General features: G+C 62.3%; 15 protein-coding genes. 5 read left to right on the top strand and 10 right to left on the bottom strand.

Going from position 1 to position 13,633, the window contains the following annotated elements:
* The coding region (locus tag V7D69_RS09240; RefSeq protein ID WP_333605635.1) for a thiolase family protein at positions 1 to 685 on the bottom strand (685 nt) is incomplete at its 3' end.
* Positions 686 to 989: 304 nt separating this feature from the next.
* Between V7D69_RS09240 and V7D69_RS09235 the strand changes: the two genes are divergently transcribed.
* Positions 990 to 1,415 carry a MerR family transcriptional regulator gene (locus V7D69_RS09235; protein WP_333605634.1) on the top strand — a complete coding sequence of 142 codons (426 nt, stop codon included), beginning with the start codon at positions 990 to 992 and terminating at the stop codon, positions 1,413 to 1,415.
* Positions 1,416 to 1,511: 96 nt separating this feature from the next.
* Here V7D69_RS09235 and V7D69_RS09230 read toward each other — a convergent pair whose 3' ends face one another.
* The 8 genes from V7D69_RS09230 to V7D69_RS09195 form a co-directional block, all read right to left on the bottom strand.
* On the bottom strand, positions 1,512 to 2,504 hold the full coding sequence (locus tag V7D69_RS09230) for an aldo/keto reductase (RefSeq protein ID WP_333605633.1): 993 nt from the start codon (positions 2,502 to 2,504) through the stop codon (positions 1,512 to 1,514).
* Entirely contained in the window at positions 2,504 to 3,460 is a 957-nt protein-coding gene (locus V7D69_RS09225; RefSeq protein ID WP_333605632.1) for a Gfo/Idh/MocA family oxidoreductase, read from the bottom strand. The genes V7D69_RS09230 and V7D69_RS09225 overlap by 1 nt, the downstream gene beginning before the upstream one ends.
* 16 nt (positions 3,461 to 3,476) lie before the next feature.
* The gene (locus V7D69_RS09220) at positions 3,477 to 4,190 is read right to left on the bottom strand and encodes an alpha/beta fold hydrolase (RefSeq protein ID WP_333605631.1); all 714 of its coding nucleotides are present in this window, start codon (positions 4,188 to 4,190) and stop codon (positions 3,477 to 3,479) included.
* Positions 4,187 to 5,050 (bottom strand): class III extradiol dioxygenase subunit beta, encoded by an 864-nt coding sequence (locus V7D69_RS09215; RefSeq protein WP_333605630.1) that lies wholly within the window; start codon positions 5,048 to 5,050, stop codon positions 4,187 to 4,189. Before V7D69_RS09215 ends, V7D69_RS09220 begins: the two co-directional genes overlap by 4 nt.
* A gap of 1 nt (position 5,051) precedes the next feature.
* On the bottom strand, positions 5,052 to 5,474 hold the full coding sequence (gene ligA / locus V7D69_RS09210) for a protocatechuate 4,5-dioxygenase subunit alpha (RefSeq protein ID WP_324063414.1): 423 nt from the start codon (positions 5,472 to 5,474) through the stop codon (positions 5,052 to 5,054).
* Positions 5,471 to 6,496, bottom strand: coding sequence for an amidohydrolase family protein (locus tag V7D69_RS09205; RefSeq protein WP_324063416.1), 1,026 nt, complete (start codon positions 6,494 to 6,496; stop codon positions 5,471 to 5,473). The genes ligA and V7D69_RS09205 overlap by 4 nt, the downstream gene beginning before the upstream one ends.
* Positions 6,493 to 7,338, bottom strand: a complete 846-nt coding sequence (locus V7D69_RS09200) for an NAD(P)-dependent oxidoreductase (protein WP_324063418.1) — start codon at positions 7,336 to 7,338, stop codon at positions 6,493 to 6,495. The genes V7D69_RS09205 and V7D69_RS09200 overlap by 4 nt, the downstream gene beginning before the upstream one ends.
* A gap of 108 nt (positions 7,339 to 7,446) precedes the next feature.
* Positions 7,447 to 8,634, bottom strand: coding sequence for a LysR family transcriptional regulator (locus tag V7D69_RS09195; RefSeq protein ID WP_333605629.1), 1,188 nt, complete (start codon positions 8,632 to 8,634; stop codon positions 7,447 to 7,449).
* 102 nt (positions 8,635 to 8,736) lie between these two features.
* Between V7D69_RS09195 and ligK the strand changes: the two genes are divergently transcribed.
* From ligK to V7D69_RS09180, 3 genes are read left to right on the top strand one after another with little or no spacing between them, the layout of a single operon-like run.
* Positions 8,737 to 9,411, top strand: coding sequence for a 4-carboxy-4-hydroxy-2-oxoadipate aldolase/oxaloacetate decarboxylase (gene ligK / locus V7D69_RS09190; protein WP_324063422.1), 675 nt, complete (start codon positions 8,737 to 8,739; stop codon positions 9,409 to 9,411).
* A complete protein-coding gene (locus V7D69_RS09185; RefSeq protein WP_333605628.1) occupies positions 9,404 to 10,465 on the top strand; it encodes a 4-oxalomesaconate tautomerase in 1,062 nt (353 codons plus the stop codon). Before ligK ends, V7D69_RS09185 begins: the two co-directional genes overlap by 8 nt.
* Positions 10,466 to 10,486: 21 nt before the next feature.
* Entirely contained in the window at positions 10,487 to 11,371 is an 885-nt protein-coding gene (locus tag V7D69_RS09180) for an amidohydrolase family protein (RefSeq protein ID WP_324063426.1), read from the top strand.
* A 47-nt stretch (positions 11,372 to 11,418) separates the two neighbouring features.
* Here the strand turns inward: V7D69_RS09180 and pobA are convergent, their stop codons facing one another.
* Positions 11,419 to 12,588 (bottom strand): 4-hydroxybenzoate 3-monooxygenase, encoded by a 1,170-nt coding sequence (gene pobA, locus V7D69_RS09175; RefSeq protein WP_324063428.1) that lies wholly within the window; start codon positions 12,586 to 12,588, stop codon positions 11,419 to 11,421.
* A gap of 121 nt (positions 12,589 to 12,709) precedes the next feature.
* Between pobA and V7D69_RS09170 the strand changes: the two genes are divergently transcribed.
* Positions 12,710 to 13,573, top strand: a complete 864-nt coding sequence (locus V7D69_RS09170; RefSeq protein WP_324063430.1) for a helix-turn-helix domain-containing protein — start codon at positions 12,710 to 12,712, stop codon at positions 13,571 to 13,573.
* Positions 13,574 to 13,633: the final 60 nt, after the last annotated feature.

The following is a 13,633-nucleotide window of genomic DNA, read 5'->3' as shown; positions in this document are numbered from 1 at the left end:
CAGCGGTCACCGTCCCGTTAGCATCGAATGCAGGCTTAAGCGCGGCTAATCCCTCTGCAGTCGTTTCGGGGCGAATTGTACCGTCCACACACACCGTTCCTGCCCTGGTTTCGACGGGCACGATCTCGTCAGTGAATTTACCGTCTGAACCGGCAGCGGCGGCTCTGAGCTGGCTTTCCAGCGCCAGCGCTTCCTGCTCGACGCGCCCGATCCCATATTGACTGGCGACGTTTTCCGCCGTCTCACCCATGCTCATATAGGCGGCGCTTTTCTTCGCCAGTTCCGGATTGGGCAACGGATTGAAACCCATAATCGGCACTCGACTCATCGATTCCACGCCGCCGCAGATAAAAACTTCTCCCGCGCCGACCGCGATCTGCCCCGCAGCATAATGGATGGCGCTCATGGACGAGCCGCAGAACCGGTTCACCGTCATCCCGCCGACCGAGATCGGAAGATCCGCGAGGAGACCGATCAGCCGCGCGACATTAAGCCCCTGCTCACCTTCCGGAAATGCACAGCCCAGGATAAGGTCCTCGACCTCGGCGGGATCAACACCGGTCCTGCCGATCAGCCCGCGAATCACTTGCGCCGCAAGGTCATCGGGCCGCACCCGCGCCAGCGCTCCCCTGCCGGCAGGATGGAACGGGGAACGGGCATAACCCGCTATCACGATGCTTTGCATGCATACTCTCCATCGGCGGATGCCACACGGCCATTCTAGCGCAGCATCGGAGCCACTCCCAATTCTTCCGCATAGGTGCAACTCCTTCCCTATACGTCAAGCAGATTGTGGATTACGAACTGAACCATCCCAGACGACGCGATCCGGGGCGCTTGTGACTGGAGAAGCGCGGGTTGAGAGCGGAACACGAGAGGTCGTACATGACGTGGCGCACACGGATCGGTACATTTCCGAACATCGGGGCCCGGCTTGCCGGACTGGTCCCGGCAGTGAATGAAACCGCAGATCGCGCGGCCGAACGAGCATGAATCGCCCCGCCACCGGCGATCCTCTACAGATGCTGGGCATTCAGGAAGCAGCGACCCAGCTAGGCGTGACCATGCGCGCTTTGCGCTTCTACGAAGACAAAGGTCTGATTGCCCCACAACGGGTCGGCACGACGCGCGTTTACTCGCGACGGGAAATCGTTCGGATGCAATTGATCCTGCGCGGCAAGCGGCTGGGTTTCTCGATCCGCGAAATCAAGGAATTCCTCGATCTCTACGACGCGGACCCCGAACACCTCGAACAGGTTCGGCAGCTGCGGAGCAAAGTTGGCATACGGATCACCGACTTGCGCAAGCAGAAACGGGCGATCGAGCAGACGTTGGAGGAGTTGCTGTTGATCGATCGACAAACACGTGAATGGCTGGAAGGCAGGCTCGCCGGCGGGGGTGGGCACGATGCGTGATCCGGCCCATGATCCCGTCTTCCCCCGCCGCCTGCACATGGCGATCCTAGATCATGCAATCTGGTTCCACGCCGCCCCTGTAACGCGGGGCCGCCGTCAGACCGGGAAGTCCTCCGTATCGATCGTACCCCGCATGCTTTCCGGATAGCGGTGCCCGGCGACAGTCTGCTGATTGATGAGCGCGTCGGCACGGTTCAGCACGTCAGACTGGATAGCCAGGCTCCCGGTGGCCTCATTCTCCCGCCAATGCGCAATCGCGCGAGTCCCGGGGATCACATGAACATGATCGCCGCGCGAAAGCACCCAGGCCAAAGCCAATTGCGCCGGAGCGACGCCGGTGTCTCGGGCGAGGCCGTTGAATGCTTCGACCAGTTCCCGGTTCTTTTCCCAGTTCTCGGGCAGAAAACGCGGCTGAGAGCGGCGCAAGTCCCCCGCTTCCAACATCGCAACGTCGGTCACCGCCCCGGCAAGCACCCCACGCGCAACGGGCGAAAAGGCGACAAGAGCAATGCCGAGCTCGCGCGTGGCCTCCAGCACGCCAAGTTCAACGTTGCGGGTCCAGAGCGAATACTCCGTTTGCACCGCCCACATCGGATGCACTGCATGCGCTTCGCGGATATGAGCAGCGGACCATTCGGAAACGCCGTAGCCGCCGATCTTGCCGGCCTCGATCGCACGGACCATGGCGCCCACCGAATCCGCAATCGGCACCTTCGGATCGAAGCGATGCATATAGAACAGCTCTACGTGGTCGGTCCCCAGCCGCTTCAGACTGGCATCCAACGAGGCGGTGATCGCTTCCGGGCTGCAATCCACGCCCCGGCGCGGGCCGTCGACGACGATGCCTGTCTTAGTCGCCAGGAACACCCCTTCACGGCGCCCGGCCAGCGCTTCGCCCACGATTTCCTCGCTGAGCCCGTTGCCATAGATATTCGCGGTATCGAGGTGCTCGCAGCCGTGATCCAGCGCGTGACGTACCAGCGCCACGGAATCCTCGCGCGGCGGAACGCTGCCATAGGCCCAGGCCATGTTCATGCAGCCTAGGCCAATCGGGTTGAGCAGATGCCCCGCGAGTTTCCGTTTTTCCATCAAGACCAGCCGTCCTGTGCTTCGAGACTGGCGGCCAGTTCACCGATTACCCTATAGCAGTCAAGCACCTTCCCGACTGAGGAATTAGGCTCGCGCCCTTCGCGAATGGCGGCGACGAACTCCCGGTCTTGCAGTTCGATGCCATTCATCGAAACGTCGATCTGCGAAACATCGATCGGCTCCTCCCGGCCGTTCACAAGGTCATCATAGCGCGCGATGTAAGTGCCGGTATCGCCGATGTAGCGGAAGAAGGTCCCAAGCGGCCCGTCGTTGTTGAACGAGAGAGAAAGGGTGCAGATCGCCCCGGTCTCCGCCTTGAGCTGGATCGACATGTCCAAGGCGATGCCAAGTTCGGGATGCCTTGGCCCCTGGATCGCATTGGCGGCCACGATCCTGCCGGTCTGGTAAGCGAAGAGATCGATCGTGTGCGCCGCATGGTGCCAGAGCAAGTGATCGGTCCAGGAACGCGGCTCCCCCTTCGCATTCATGTTCTTGCGGCGGAAGAAATATGTCTGCACGTCCATCTGCTGGACGTTGAGCTCGCCCGACGTGATCCGATTGTGGATCCACTGGTGCGACGGATTGAAGCGGCGCGTATGGCCGACCATGCAGACCAGCCCGGTTTCCTGGCTCTTCTTCAGCACCGCCTGCGCATCAGCCCAGCTGTCGGAAAGAGGGATTTCCACTTGCACATGTTTGCCCGCATCCATGCAGGCGATCGCCTGTGCAGCATGCATCTGCGTCGGCGTGCAGAGAATCACCGCGTCGACATCATCACGGGCAAGCGCATCGGCAAGTTCGGTGGAGCTGTGCCTGGCGCCGAACTTCTCGGCGACAGCCGCCGCCTGTTCCGCCCTGCGGCTGATGACTGAGGTGATCTCCACACCCTCGACGTTCTTCAAACCATCAAGGTGCTTTTCGCCAAAGGCGCCGGCGCCCGCGAGTGCGATTCTCATCGATGTGTTCCTTCGTTCAAGCCGCGATGTTCAGCAGCGCCCGCGCCAGGTCTTCCGGTGCGGACAGAAACGGCGAATGGCTGGTGTCCAGCGTCTGCACCGACTGGCACGGTTGCGCGGCAACCATGAGGCGCTGGACGGCCACCGGCAGCGCCCGATCCCGCAGGCATTCGATATAGTGACGCGGAACTGCGCCAAAACGTTCCGGCGTGGTCTCCACCGGTGTGGCGAAAGGCGCCAAGGCTTGCGGACGGAGCCGTCGAATCGCATCCTGTGCGGTTTCCGGTGCGCCATCGGCATAAAAGGCACGAAGCGCGACGTTGGGGTCGACGGTCGCCGTCAATCCGTCATCGGCCACCTGCGTCACAAGCTCTGCGCCTTCGCACTGCCTTGCCCAGTGGACTAGCGGCTCTCCATTCGCGGGCAGGAACGCCGCGAGGTAGACCAGCGCCGCAATCCGTTCAGGCGCGTACTCCGCCGCTTGAGTGATGGCCATTCCCCCCATGCTGTGCCCGACCAGCACGACCGGCTCCGACTGCGCCCGCACTGCCTGCTCCACGGCCTTCCCGTAACCGGACAGCGTTACGTCCGCGATCGCGGTCTGATCGTCGCCCAAACCGGGAAGGTCGATCGCGACCACCTTGTGTCCCACCGCCGACAGCAGGGGGACGACCTTCTGCCAGCACCATTTGCCGTGCCAGGCGCCATGAATCAGGACGAACGTGCTCATGAAATCTCCTCGGCGTCACGCTGGACAGGTTCGAGCACCAGATGCCCTACCGCAGTATTGCTGCAGGCTGCGTAATAATGACGGTGCAGACAGCGCGTTTCCTTGCCAAGCGCGCCGCGCATGATGAGCCACATCACCATCTCGATGCCCTCACTGCCGGTCTCGCGCAGGTATTCAATGTGCGGAATCCAGCGCGCGGCGTCGGTATCGCCGATCATAGCGTCAAGGAAGCGGTTATCCCACTCCGCGTTGATGAGGCCCGCGCGCGCACCCTGAAGTTGATGGCTCATGCCGCCCGTACCCCAGATCTGGACGTTGAGGTCCTCGGGATAGGTTTCGACCGCGCGCTTGATCGCCTCGCCCAGCGCCCAGCAGCGGTTCCCCGAAGGCACCGGGTATGTGACCACGTTCACGGCGACGGGAATGACCTTGACCGGCCACGCCTCAGGCGTGCCGAACATCAGTGAAAGAGGCACGGTCAGGCCGTGGTCAAGGTCCATCTCATTGATGATGGTCATATCAAATTCATCGAGGATCAGGCTCTGGGCGATATGCCATCCCAAGTCGGCATGCCCCTCGATGTCAGGCACCGGACGCGGTCCCCAGCCTTCATCCGCCGGCTTGTAATGCTCGGCGCAGCCGATAGCGAAAGTGGGCACGATCTTCATATCGAAGGCGGAAGCGTGATCGTTATAAACAAGGATCACGACGTCCGGCTTTTGAGCCTTTTCCCATTCCTTCGTCCAGTCATAGCCTTTGAAGATCGGGCCGAAATAATCGTCCCGCGTCTTGCCCTGGTCAACGGCGACGCCCAGCAGAGGTATATGGCTGGTCGCCACGCCCGCCGTAATGCGCGCCATATCAGTAACCCCCCTTTATGGAACGGTTGCCCTCCGGCGAACGGCCACCCTTCTGCATCATGTCCCGGTATTCGGGGAACGTCATGCCGGTCATCGTCGAAACTGCCTCTGCGAAGCTGAGGCCGTCCGTGGAGAATACCTTGGCCAGGAAATAGATGTTGCCGCCAAGATCGAGCATGCGGTTGTAATCGCGTGCGAGCACGGCCTGCTTCTGCTCCTCGGTCATCGGCCATTCGTCAAGGTAGGCGCGTTCATCAGCCTGCCAGCGCTGCCGGTTCTCCGGCTTCATCAGGCTCATCGCGAACTGGTTCAGATGATAACCCTTGCGCGCCCGCGCCGCAGTGTAGACCCGGGTGCCGGGAATGTCGTCGAACTCGGCCAGATATTCGTGAATGTTCTGCGTGGGCCTTGCGGTTTCGCTCACAGCCCCTTCTCCTTCAACCTGGCATCGAGGCGCGGGAATACCCGACGGGCGTTGCCCTCAAAGATCGCGTGGCGTTGCGCCTCGGTGATGTTCAATGCGTCGATGTACCGCTTGGTATCGTCGAAATAGTGCCCGGTCGTGGGATCGATCCCGCGCACCGCGCCGACCATTTCCGAACCGAACAGGATGTTCTTGGTCTCGATCACCTCGGCCAGCAGGTTGATGCCGGGCTGGTGATAGACACAAGTGTCGAAGAACACGTTGTTCATCAGATGCGTGTCCAGGCTCGGCTGCTTCAGCATGTCGGCCAAGCCGCGATAGCGCCCCCAATGAAAAGGCACTGCACCCCCGCCATGCGGAATGATGAAGCGCAAATCTGGAAAGCGGGAGAACAGATCTCCTTGCAGAAGCTGCATGAAGGCGACGGTATCGGCCGCGATGTAAAACCCCCCCGTCGCGTGCATCGCCGGATTGCAAGAACCCGAGACGTGGATCATCGCCGGCACGTCCAGTTCGCACATCGTCTCGTAGATCGGGAACCAGTATTCATCAGTCAGCGACGGGTGCTCGAAATGGCCGCCGCCCGGATCGGGATTGAGATTGCAGCCGATGAAGCCCAGCTCCTCCACGCACCGACGCAGTTCCTTGACCGAGGCTGTGAGATCGGCCCTGGGGCTTTGCGGCAACATGCAGACGCCGACGAAAGTCTCGGGAAAAAGCTGCGTCACCCGATAGACCAGATCATTGCAGCGCCGCGCCCACTCTTCCGAGACCGCCTGGTCGCCGACATGGTGCGCCATGGCCGATGCGCGGGGGGAAAAGACCGTCAGGTCCGCGCCGCGCTCCTTGATAAGGCGCAACTGATTGGCCTCGATCGTTTCACGGATTTCATCATCGGAAATCTCGGGATAAGGAGGGACGGGCGTGCCGGCCTTGAATGCCGCCTTCTGCGCTTCGCGCCATTCATCGTGCGCCTTGGGCAGCACGGTGTAATGGCCATGACAATCGATCACCAGCGTCATGCGTTCGTCTTCCCTTCCATCGCGTTCGCAACCGCCCGCAGCTTCCCCGCAAGGTCTTCCGGCACCGGCCGGATCGCCAGTTCTCCCAATGCCTGCTGCCAGGCCACAGTGCCTCGGCTCATCGATGGTTCGAAACCGAGATCCGCCAGCGCCTTGCACACTTCGCGCAATTCCGCCGCGCGGCGCAGGCCATGGACCAGCATCCGGTCAAACCGGTAATCTGCACTCGTCGCCCAATCATTGCCGAAGCTGCCGAGCACTTCGTCCGTCACCCCGGCGCGCTCACAGGCGATCAGACATTCGGCGGTCAATGCCTCGACGCCTTTGTACATCACCGAGCGCAGCATCTTGATAGTCGATGCCCGGCCGACATCCCTGCCGACGATCCGTGCGTTCGAGAAACCCAGAACCTTCAGCGCCGCCACCGCGCCGGACGCTTCCGCCCCGGAAAGAAGCAGCGGGACCGATAATTTCTGCGGGTTGACCGGCGCCATCACGGCCACGTCGACATAGCGGCCGCCCGCCGCCTCTATCGCGTGCGCCGCCGACCGTTTGGTTTCCGGCGCCACTGAGTTCATGTCGCAAAACAGCGCACCCGGCGCCATCAGCTCCGCCGCCGCCCGCGCAACGCCAAGCGCCGCATCGGCCGTGACCAGAGAGAGCACCAGCGGGGCATCCGTCAGCGCTTCGGCCAGGTCGGCGCAAGGGGTTATTCCCGCTGCCCGCATGGCTTGCGTGCGAGCCGAAAGAATATCGAAAGCCCGCGCGCCAGCCCCCCATCCGCCGTCGAGAGCGAACGTCGAGCCTGCTTCGCCGAAACCGATCAGTGCGACCTTTCCCATAACTTGACCCTGTGCCCCGGGCCATTGGAAAAAGCCAATCGGAACTCCTCGCAGGGTATAAGGCAGCGCTAACCGTCACGATGGCCGATACGCACGAACCGCCCTTATTCAGCCGAGCAGCGGCGATAAATCCGGATGCAGCGCGCCGGGGAGTCCCGCGCTGGCTTCCGCCAGTTCCTCGATAAAGGCACGTTGCACTTCGGTAGGTCGCCAGGAGGCGCGGCAGGTCAGACCGATGGTGCGGCCGAGTTCCGGCGGCAGGGCGCCAAGCTGTATCAACCACCCCGCCTCAAGCTCAACCGAGACCTGGTCAGGCGAAAGCAGTGTCAGGAAATCGCTGTCGATCAGAATTTCACGCAGCGTCATCACTGATCCTGACTCGATCGGCACTTTCGGCATCTCGATACCCACTTCAGCGAAATGACGCTCGAAGCTCTCGCGAAGTGGTGTGCCGCGCGGCGGCACCACCCACCCATAGCGAGCCAGTTCACGGCGGTCAGGCGCGGTTCCCGCAAGCGGATGGCCGGCCCTGGCAATCACGGCAGGAACATCGTCGAACAGCGGGATCTGCACGAGGTCTTCTTCCAGCAAAGGATCGCGCAGCGCGCCGATCATCATGTCGAGCGCGCCGTGGCGCAGTGGCTCGACCAGTTCCGGGCGCGCGCCCTCGGCGATCCCCAACTTCACCATCGGGTAACGGCGGATGAAGTGTGTAACCGCGCGAGGGAGAATCCGCGCGCGGGACAAAGGCATTGCCCCAACGGCGATGCTGCGGGTTTCCTGCCCGTTCAGCGCGGCGACTTCGGACAGGCCCGTTTCCAGCTCCACTTTCGCCAGACGGAAAGCATTGACCACTTGCACGCCAGCTTCAGTAAGCGCGACGGCGCGACCTCGCCGCTCGACCAGTTTGCGCCGCATCGCTGTGCCCAGGTCGGCCACTGCCCGGTGGATGGAGGGAACCGAAAGGCCGGTAACGTGGCTCGCGCCCGCATAACTACCGACGTCGGCCAAGGCCAGCAAAGCGCGCAGCCGCGACATCGTGACATAAGGACTGGACATGCGCGCCATCGCCGCATCGATGCGCGGAGCCAGCAAAAGCGCGGCAACGGTCGGGACCATCCCATCATGGCGGCGATCAAACAGCGGCATGCCGATCTGTCCCTCCAGCCGGCTCAATGCCTGGGTGACAGCGGGTTGGCTCAGATTCACGGCCGTGGCCGCAGCGCTGACCGTTCCGAACTCGACGATCCTGGCCACTGCCAGAAGATGGCGCAAGTTGAGATCCCAGACATCCATCGAACAGGAATTAGCGAAATCCTATGGCCCTGCCATCGTTTTCTGTTTCCCTCTCCCTTCATGGCCCGCCATGTGCCGAAAGGGAGAAAAAGGAGAAAGAATATGGCCGGCATAGTCGTGCAGAACATCGAACGGGCCGATCCCGCCGTTATTGATGGCCTGGCCGCCTGCGGCGTAGCCACGGTCCATGAGGCGCAGGGACGGACCGGGCTACTCGCCAGTTATATGCATCCGATCTATCGCGGTGCGCGCGTGGCCGGTTCGGCGGTGACGATCAGCGCCCCTCCCGGTGACAACTGGATGCTTCACGTCGCGATCGAACAGATCAGGCCAGGCGACATTCTCCTCCTGGCGCCCACCAGCCCTTGCGACGATGGCTATTTCGGCGACCTGCTCGCCACCAGCGCCATCGCACGCGGTTGTCGGGGCCTGGTGATAGATGCGGGCGTCCGGGACGTACGCGACCTGACCGAGATGGGCTTTCCTGTCTGGTCCAAGGCGATCTATGCACAAGGCACTGTCAAGAACACGCTCGGCTCGGTGAATGTGCCGGTAGTCTGCGCGAACGCCGCCGTAAATCCGGGCGACGTTATCGTGGCCGATGACGACGGGGTCTGTGTGGTCCCGCGCGCGAATGCAGCGGACGTCCTCGCCAAAGCCCAAGCGCGCGAAGCCAACGAGGCGGAGAAGCGCGAAAAGCTGGCGGCAGGCGTGCTCGGCCTTGACATGTACAAGATGCGCGAACGCCTGGCCGAGGCGGGGCTCAAATATGTCTGACGAGCTTAGCGCGCGCTGTATGTGGATGCGCGGCGGCACGTCCAAGGGCGGCTATTTCCTCAAGCAGGATCTGCCCGCCGACACCGCCGAGCGCGATGCCTTCCTGCTTCGCGTCATGGGTTCGCCCGACCCGCGCCAGATCGATGGCATGGGGGGCGCCGACCCGCTGACCAGCAAGGTCGCCGTGGTCAGCGAGTCTGAGCGCGAGGGGATCGACGTCGATTACCTGTTCCTGCAGGTGTTCGTCGATCAGGCCATAGTGACTGACGCGCAGAACTGCGGCAACATCCTGGCCGGCATCGGCCCCTTCGCAATTGAGCGCGGCCTGGTCGACGCCACCGGGGACGAAACCCGGGTCGCCATATTCATGGAGAATACCGGCCAAGTGGCCGTCGCCACGGTGCAAACGCCGGGCGGAAAGGTCACTTATACGGGCCAGGCCGCCATTGACGGCGTGCCGGGAACGCATGCCCCCATCCCGCTCGAGTTTCGCGACACAGCCGGCTCCTCGTGCGGCGCGCTCCTGCCCACGGGCAATGCCGTGGATGTGGTGAACGGGGTGCCAGTGACGCTGATCGACAACGGCATGCCCTGCGTGGTGATGAAAGCTTCGGACCTGGGCGCGACTGGCTATGAAGACCGTGACAGCCTTGATGCCGATACCGAGCTGAAGCGCCGGATCGAGGCGATCCGACTCGCAGTGGGCGAACGGATGAACCTTGGCGACGTGCGTGAGAAGTCGGTCCCCAAGATGATGCTGGTCGCGCCTCCGAGGAACGGGGGCGCAATTACCGTGCGCAGTTTCATCCCTCACCGCGCTCACGCGACGATCGGCGTGCTCGGCGCCGTCTCGGTGGCGACCGCCTGTCTGATAGAGGGTTCACCGGCGACTGAAGTCGCGCAGATACCCCAGGGCACTCGCAAGACGGTCTCGGTCGAACACCCCACCGGCGAGATGTCCTGCGTGCTCGAAACCGACGATGACGGTGCCGCCATCAGCGCGGCCCTTCTCCGCACCGCCCGCAAGCTGATGGACGGCACGGTGTTCGCTTAAGGCACTGGCAAGGATAGACGGATGACTGATCGCATCGTGAGCTGGCACACAAGCCCCAGCAAGCCCACATACACCCCGCCGCCGGGCGCGGTGGATGCCCATTGCCACGTGTTCGGGCCGATGGCGCAATTCCCGTTCAGCGCCAAGGCCAAATACCTGCCCGAGGACGCCGGGCCGGACATGCTCTTTGCCCTCCGCGATCACTTGGGCTTTTCCCGCAACGTAATCGTTCAGGCGAGCTGTCACGGCACGGACAACGCAGCCACGCTGGACGCCATCGCGAAATCCGATGGGAAAGCACGCGGCGTCGCAGTGGTCGATCCCGCGATCTCCGAGGCCGATCTTGATGCGCTGCACGAAGGCGGCATTCGCGGTATCCGCTTCAATTTCCTGAAGCGGCTGGTAGACGATGCGCCCAAAGACCGGTTTCTGGAAGTATCAAAGCGCCTGCCCGAAGGCTGGCATGTGGTGATCTATTTCGAAGCGGACATCCTGGAGGACCTGCGCCCGTTCATGGATGCGATCCCGGTGCCTCTAGTGATCGACCACATGGGGCGGCCCAATGTGGCCCAAGGCCCGGACGGCGTGGATATGAAGGCTTTCCGGCGCCTGCTCGATTCGCGGGATGATATCTGGTTCAAGGCCACCTGTCCGGATCGGCTCGATCCTGCGGGAAGCCCGTGGAACGCCTTCGCCAAAGCTGTGGCGCCGCTCGTCGCAGATTATCAGGATCGAGCGCTTTGGGGCACTGACTGGCCGCACCCCAACATGCAGGACGCCATTCCCGATGATGGCCACCTTGTCGACATGATCCCGCGCATCGCTCCTACGGTGGAGCTGCAACAGAAGTTACTCGTTATCAATCCGATGCGCCTGTACTGGCCTGAGGATGCCAGCCAGACCTGACGAATGCGCCCCGTGGCTTGCTGGGCCGCGGGACGCTTTTTCTTTCGTCAGACCGGCAGGCCCACATAATTCTCAGCTATGGAACGTTGCGCCGCTTCACTGGAGGCGATGTAGTCCAACTCGGCAAGCTGCATGCGACGCTCGAACGGCCCATCGTCCGGGAACCGGTGCATCAACTTGGTCAGCGACCAACTGAAACGCTCCGACTTCCACACCCGCGCCAGCGCCTTCCGGGAATAAGCCCCGACGGCGTCATTGTTGTTCGCTTTGAACCACGCGACAAGCGCCTCACTGGCGTAATGAACATCGCTCGCTGCAAGGTTCAAGCCCTTGGCCCCGGTGGGAGGGACGATATGAGCGGCGTCCCCGCACAGTAGCAAGCTGCCGTGACGCATTGGCTCGAACACGAAGGAACGCAGCGGTGCGATCGACTTCTCGATGGATGGCCCGCGTGTGATATGCGCAGCCGCTTCGGGGCCCAGGCGGATCGCCAGTTCATCCCAGATGCGATCGTCGCTCCAATCCTCAATCCGTTCCGTCAGCGGCACATCCACGTAATAACGGCTGCGAGTGTGCGAACGCATCGAAGCCAGCGCAAAGCCCCGTTCGTGATGAGCGTAAATCAGTTCATGGTTGCACGGCGGCACATCCGCCAGAATCCCCAGCCAGCCGAAGGGATAGACCCGCTCGAACGCCTGGCCGACGGAGGCAGGAATAGCCTGGCGCGAAGGCCCGTGAAATCCGTCGCAGCCAGCGATGAAACGAGCCTCTACACGGTGCTGCGCACCATCCTTGACGTACGTCACGCTCGGCTTGTCGCTCTCGATCTCGTGCAGGGTCACATCCGTGGCCTCATAGATCACCTGAAGCCCGCGCGGAGCGGCTGCATCCATCAGATCGCGCGTCAGTTCGGTCTGACCGTAGACCATAACATGCCGGCCGGTCAGCCCTGCAATGTCGATACGGATCAGGCGCTCTCCGTCAGCAAGGTTAAAGCCGTCGTGCGGCAGCCCCTCCGCTTTCATCCGGGCGTCCAGTCCCAACTGCTCCATCAATCCTACGGTGACGTCTTCAAGCACGCCCGCGCGAATACGCGACAGCACATATTCAGGCGTCTGGCGTTCGATGACGACGCAATCGACGCCCTGCGCCAGGAGGAGGTGCCCCAGCAGCAGGCCAGCAGGCCCCGCGCCGATGATCGCCACTTGTGTTCGCATGCCTTTTGCTCCTCATCCGGCGCGCTCCACCTGCGCGACCATTAGCGAACGATTGACAAATAAAGGTTCCGGCAGGAAGGGACGGCGAGGCCATATTTCAGGTACTTTCAGGACACGATCTTTGTCATTCAACGCGATCCCCAGCTTCATTCTGTACGGCGAAGAACTGACGGACACCCCGCCCCAATTCGCGCATATAGAGACTATAGCGGCCCGAAGCGCGCTGTACGACTGGGAGATTGCGCCGCATCGTCATCTTCATAGCGTACAAGTCCTTCTGGTATTGACCGGACAAGTGGTATTCCGGTGCGATGATCGCGTGCGGATACTTGACGCTCCGAGTCATATGGTCGTGCCGATCGGCAGCGTCCACGGCTTCCGTTTCACGCCGGAGACCTCAGGCTATGTCCTGACGCTTTCCGCCGGGTTCGCCGCTCGCGGTATCGACGCTGCCGATCCGATGTTGCGGATGCTGTCCCATGGGGCGAGCGGCCCCATTCCGACGGACGATATGGGGCGCATCACCTGGCTTTGCGCTGAAATGCTGGCAATCCAGTCCGACTGGCGCGCGCCGCAGCCACTGTTCCTTGCCCTGGCCGAAGCGCTTGCAAGATCGCTTCCGCTCGAACCCCGCGACGAAACATCACCGCCCGACACCCAGCTTCTTTCCGGCTTCCGCCATCTGATCGAACTTCACTTGCGCGAACATCGGCCGGTGAGCTGGTACGCTCGGATGTTGGGAACGACCGACAGGACTCTCACCCGGATCTGCCGCCGCAGGCTTGACTGCACGCCCGTTCAGGTCATCCATGCCAGGCTGACGCTGGAAGCGCGGCGGCTCCTGCGATTCACTAACGCCAGCATCGTGCAGGTAGCCGAAGACCTGGGCTTTTCCGACCCTTCATACTTTTCCCGGTTCTATTTACGCATGACCGGCCGCAGACCGCAGCAGGATAAGGATGTCCGCCTGGCCCGCCGGGACTAGCGCAGACTTGCAGCAAACGCGGGTTCGTGCCCTATGTACCGCAACGCAAAATAAACGGAG

It is taken from the genome of Novosphingobium sp., assembly GCF_036733805.1.
In the GTDB taxonomy this organism is placed as follows: domain Bacteria; phylum Pseudomonadota; class Alphaproteobacteria; order Sphingomonadales; family Sphingomonadaceae; genus Novosphingobium.
This window is presented reverse-complemented; position numbering and strand designations above follow the sequence as displayed.

What these genes read in the sequence shown, in the direction of transcription:
- V7D69_RS09200 (WP_324063418.1), bottom strand. Translation starts at nt 7,338, where the DNA reads ATGGGAAAGGTCGCACTGATCGGTTTCGGCGAAGCAGGCTCGACGTTC.
- V7D69_RS09205 (WP_324063416.1), bottom strand. Translation starts at nt 6,496, where the DNA reads ATGACGCTGGTGATCGATTGTCATGGCCATTACACCGTGCTGCCCAAG.
- V7D69_RS09225 (WP_333605632.1), bottom strand. Translation starts at nt 3,460, where the DNA reads ATGAGAATCGCACTCGCGGGCGCCGGCGCCTTTGGCGAAAAGCACCTT.
- V7D69_RS09185 (WP_333605628.1), top strand. Translation starts at nt 9,404, where the DNA reads ATGTCTGACGAGCTTAGCGCGCGCTGTATGTGGATGCGCGGCGGCACG.
- V7D69_RS09215 (WP_333605630.1), bottom strand. Translation starts at nt 5,050, where the DNA reads ATGGCGCGCATTACGGCGGGCGTGGCGACCAGCCATATACCTCTGCTG.
- V7D69_RS09180 (WP_324063426.1), top strand. Translation starts at nt 10,487, where the DNA reads ATGACTGATCGCATCGTGAGCTGGCACACAAGCCCCAGCAAGCCCACA.
- pobA (WP_324063428.1), bottom strand. Translation starts at nt 12,588, where the DNA reads ATGCGAACACAAGTGGCGATCATCGGCGCGGGGCCTGCTGGCCTGCTG.
- ligK (WP_324063422.1), top strand. Translation starts at nt 8,737, where the DNA reads ATGGCCGGCATAGTCGTGCAGAACATCGAACGGGCCGATCCCGCCGTT.
- V7D69_RS09195 (WP_333605629.1), bottom strand. Translation starts at nt 8,634, where the DNA reads ATGGATGTCTGGGATCTCAACTTGCGCCATCTTCTGGCAGTGGCCAGG.
- V7D69_RS09220 (WP_333605631.1), bottom strand. Translation starts at nt 4,190, where the DNA reads ATGAGCACGTTCGTCCTGATTCATGGCGCCTGGCACGGCAAATGGTGC.
- V7D69_RS09230 (WP_333605633.1), bottom strand. Translation starts at nt 2,504, where the DNA reads ATGGAAAAACGGAAACTCGCGGGGCATCTGCTCAACCCGATTGGCCTA.
- V7D69_RS09235 (WP_333605634.1), top strand. Translation starts at nt 990, where the DNA reads ATGAATCGCCCCGCCACCGGCGATCCTCTACAGATGCTGGGCATTCAG.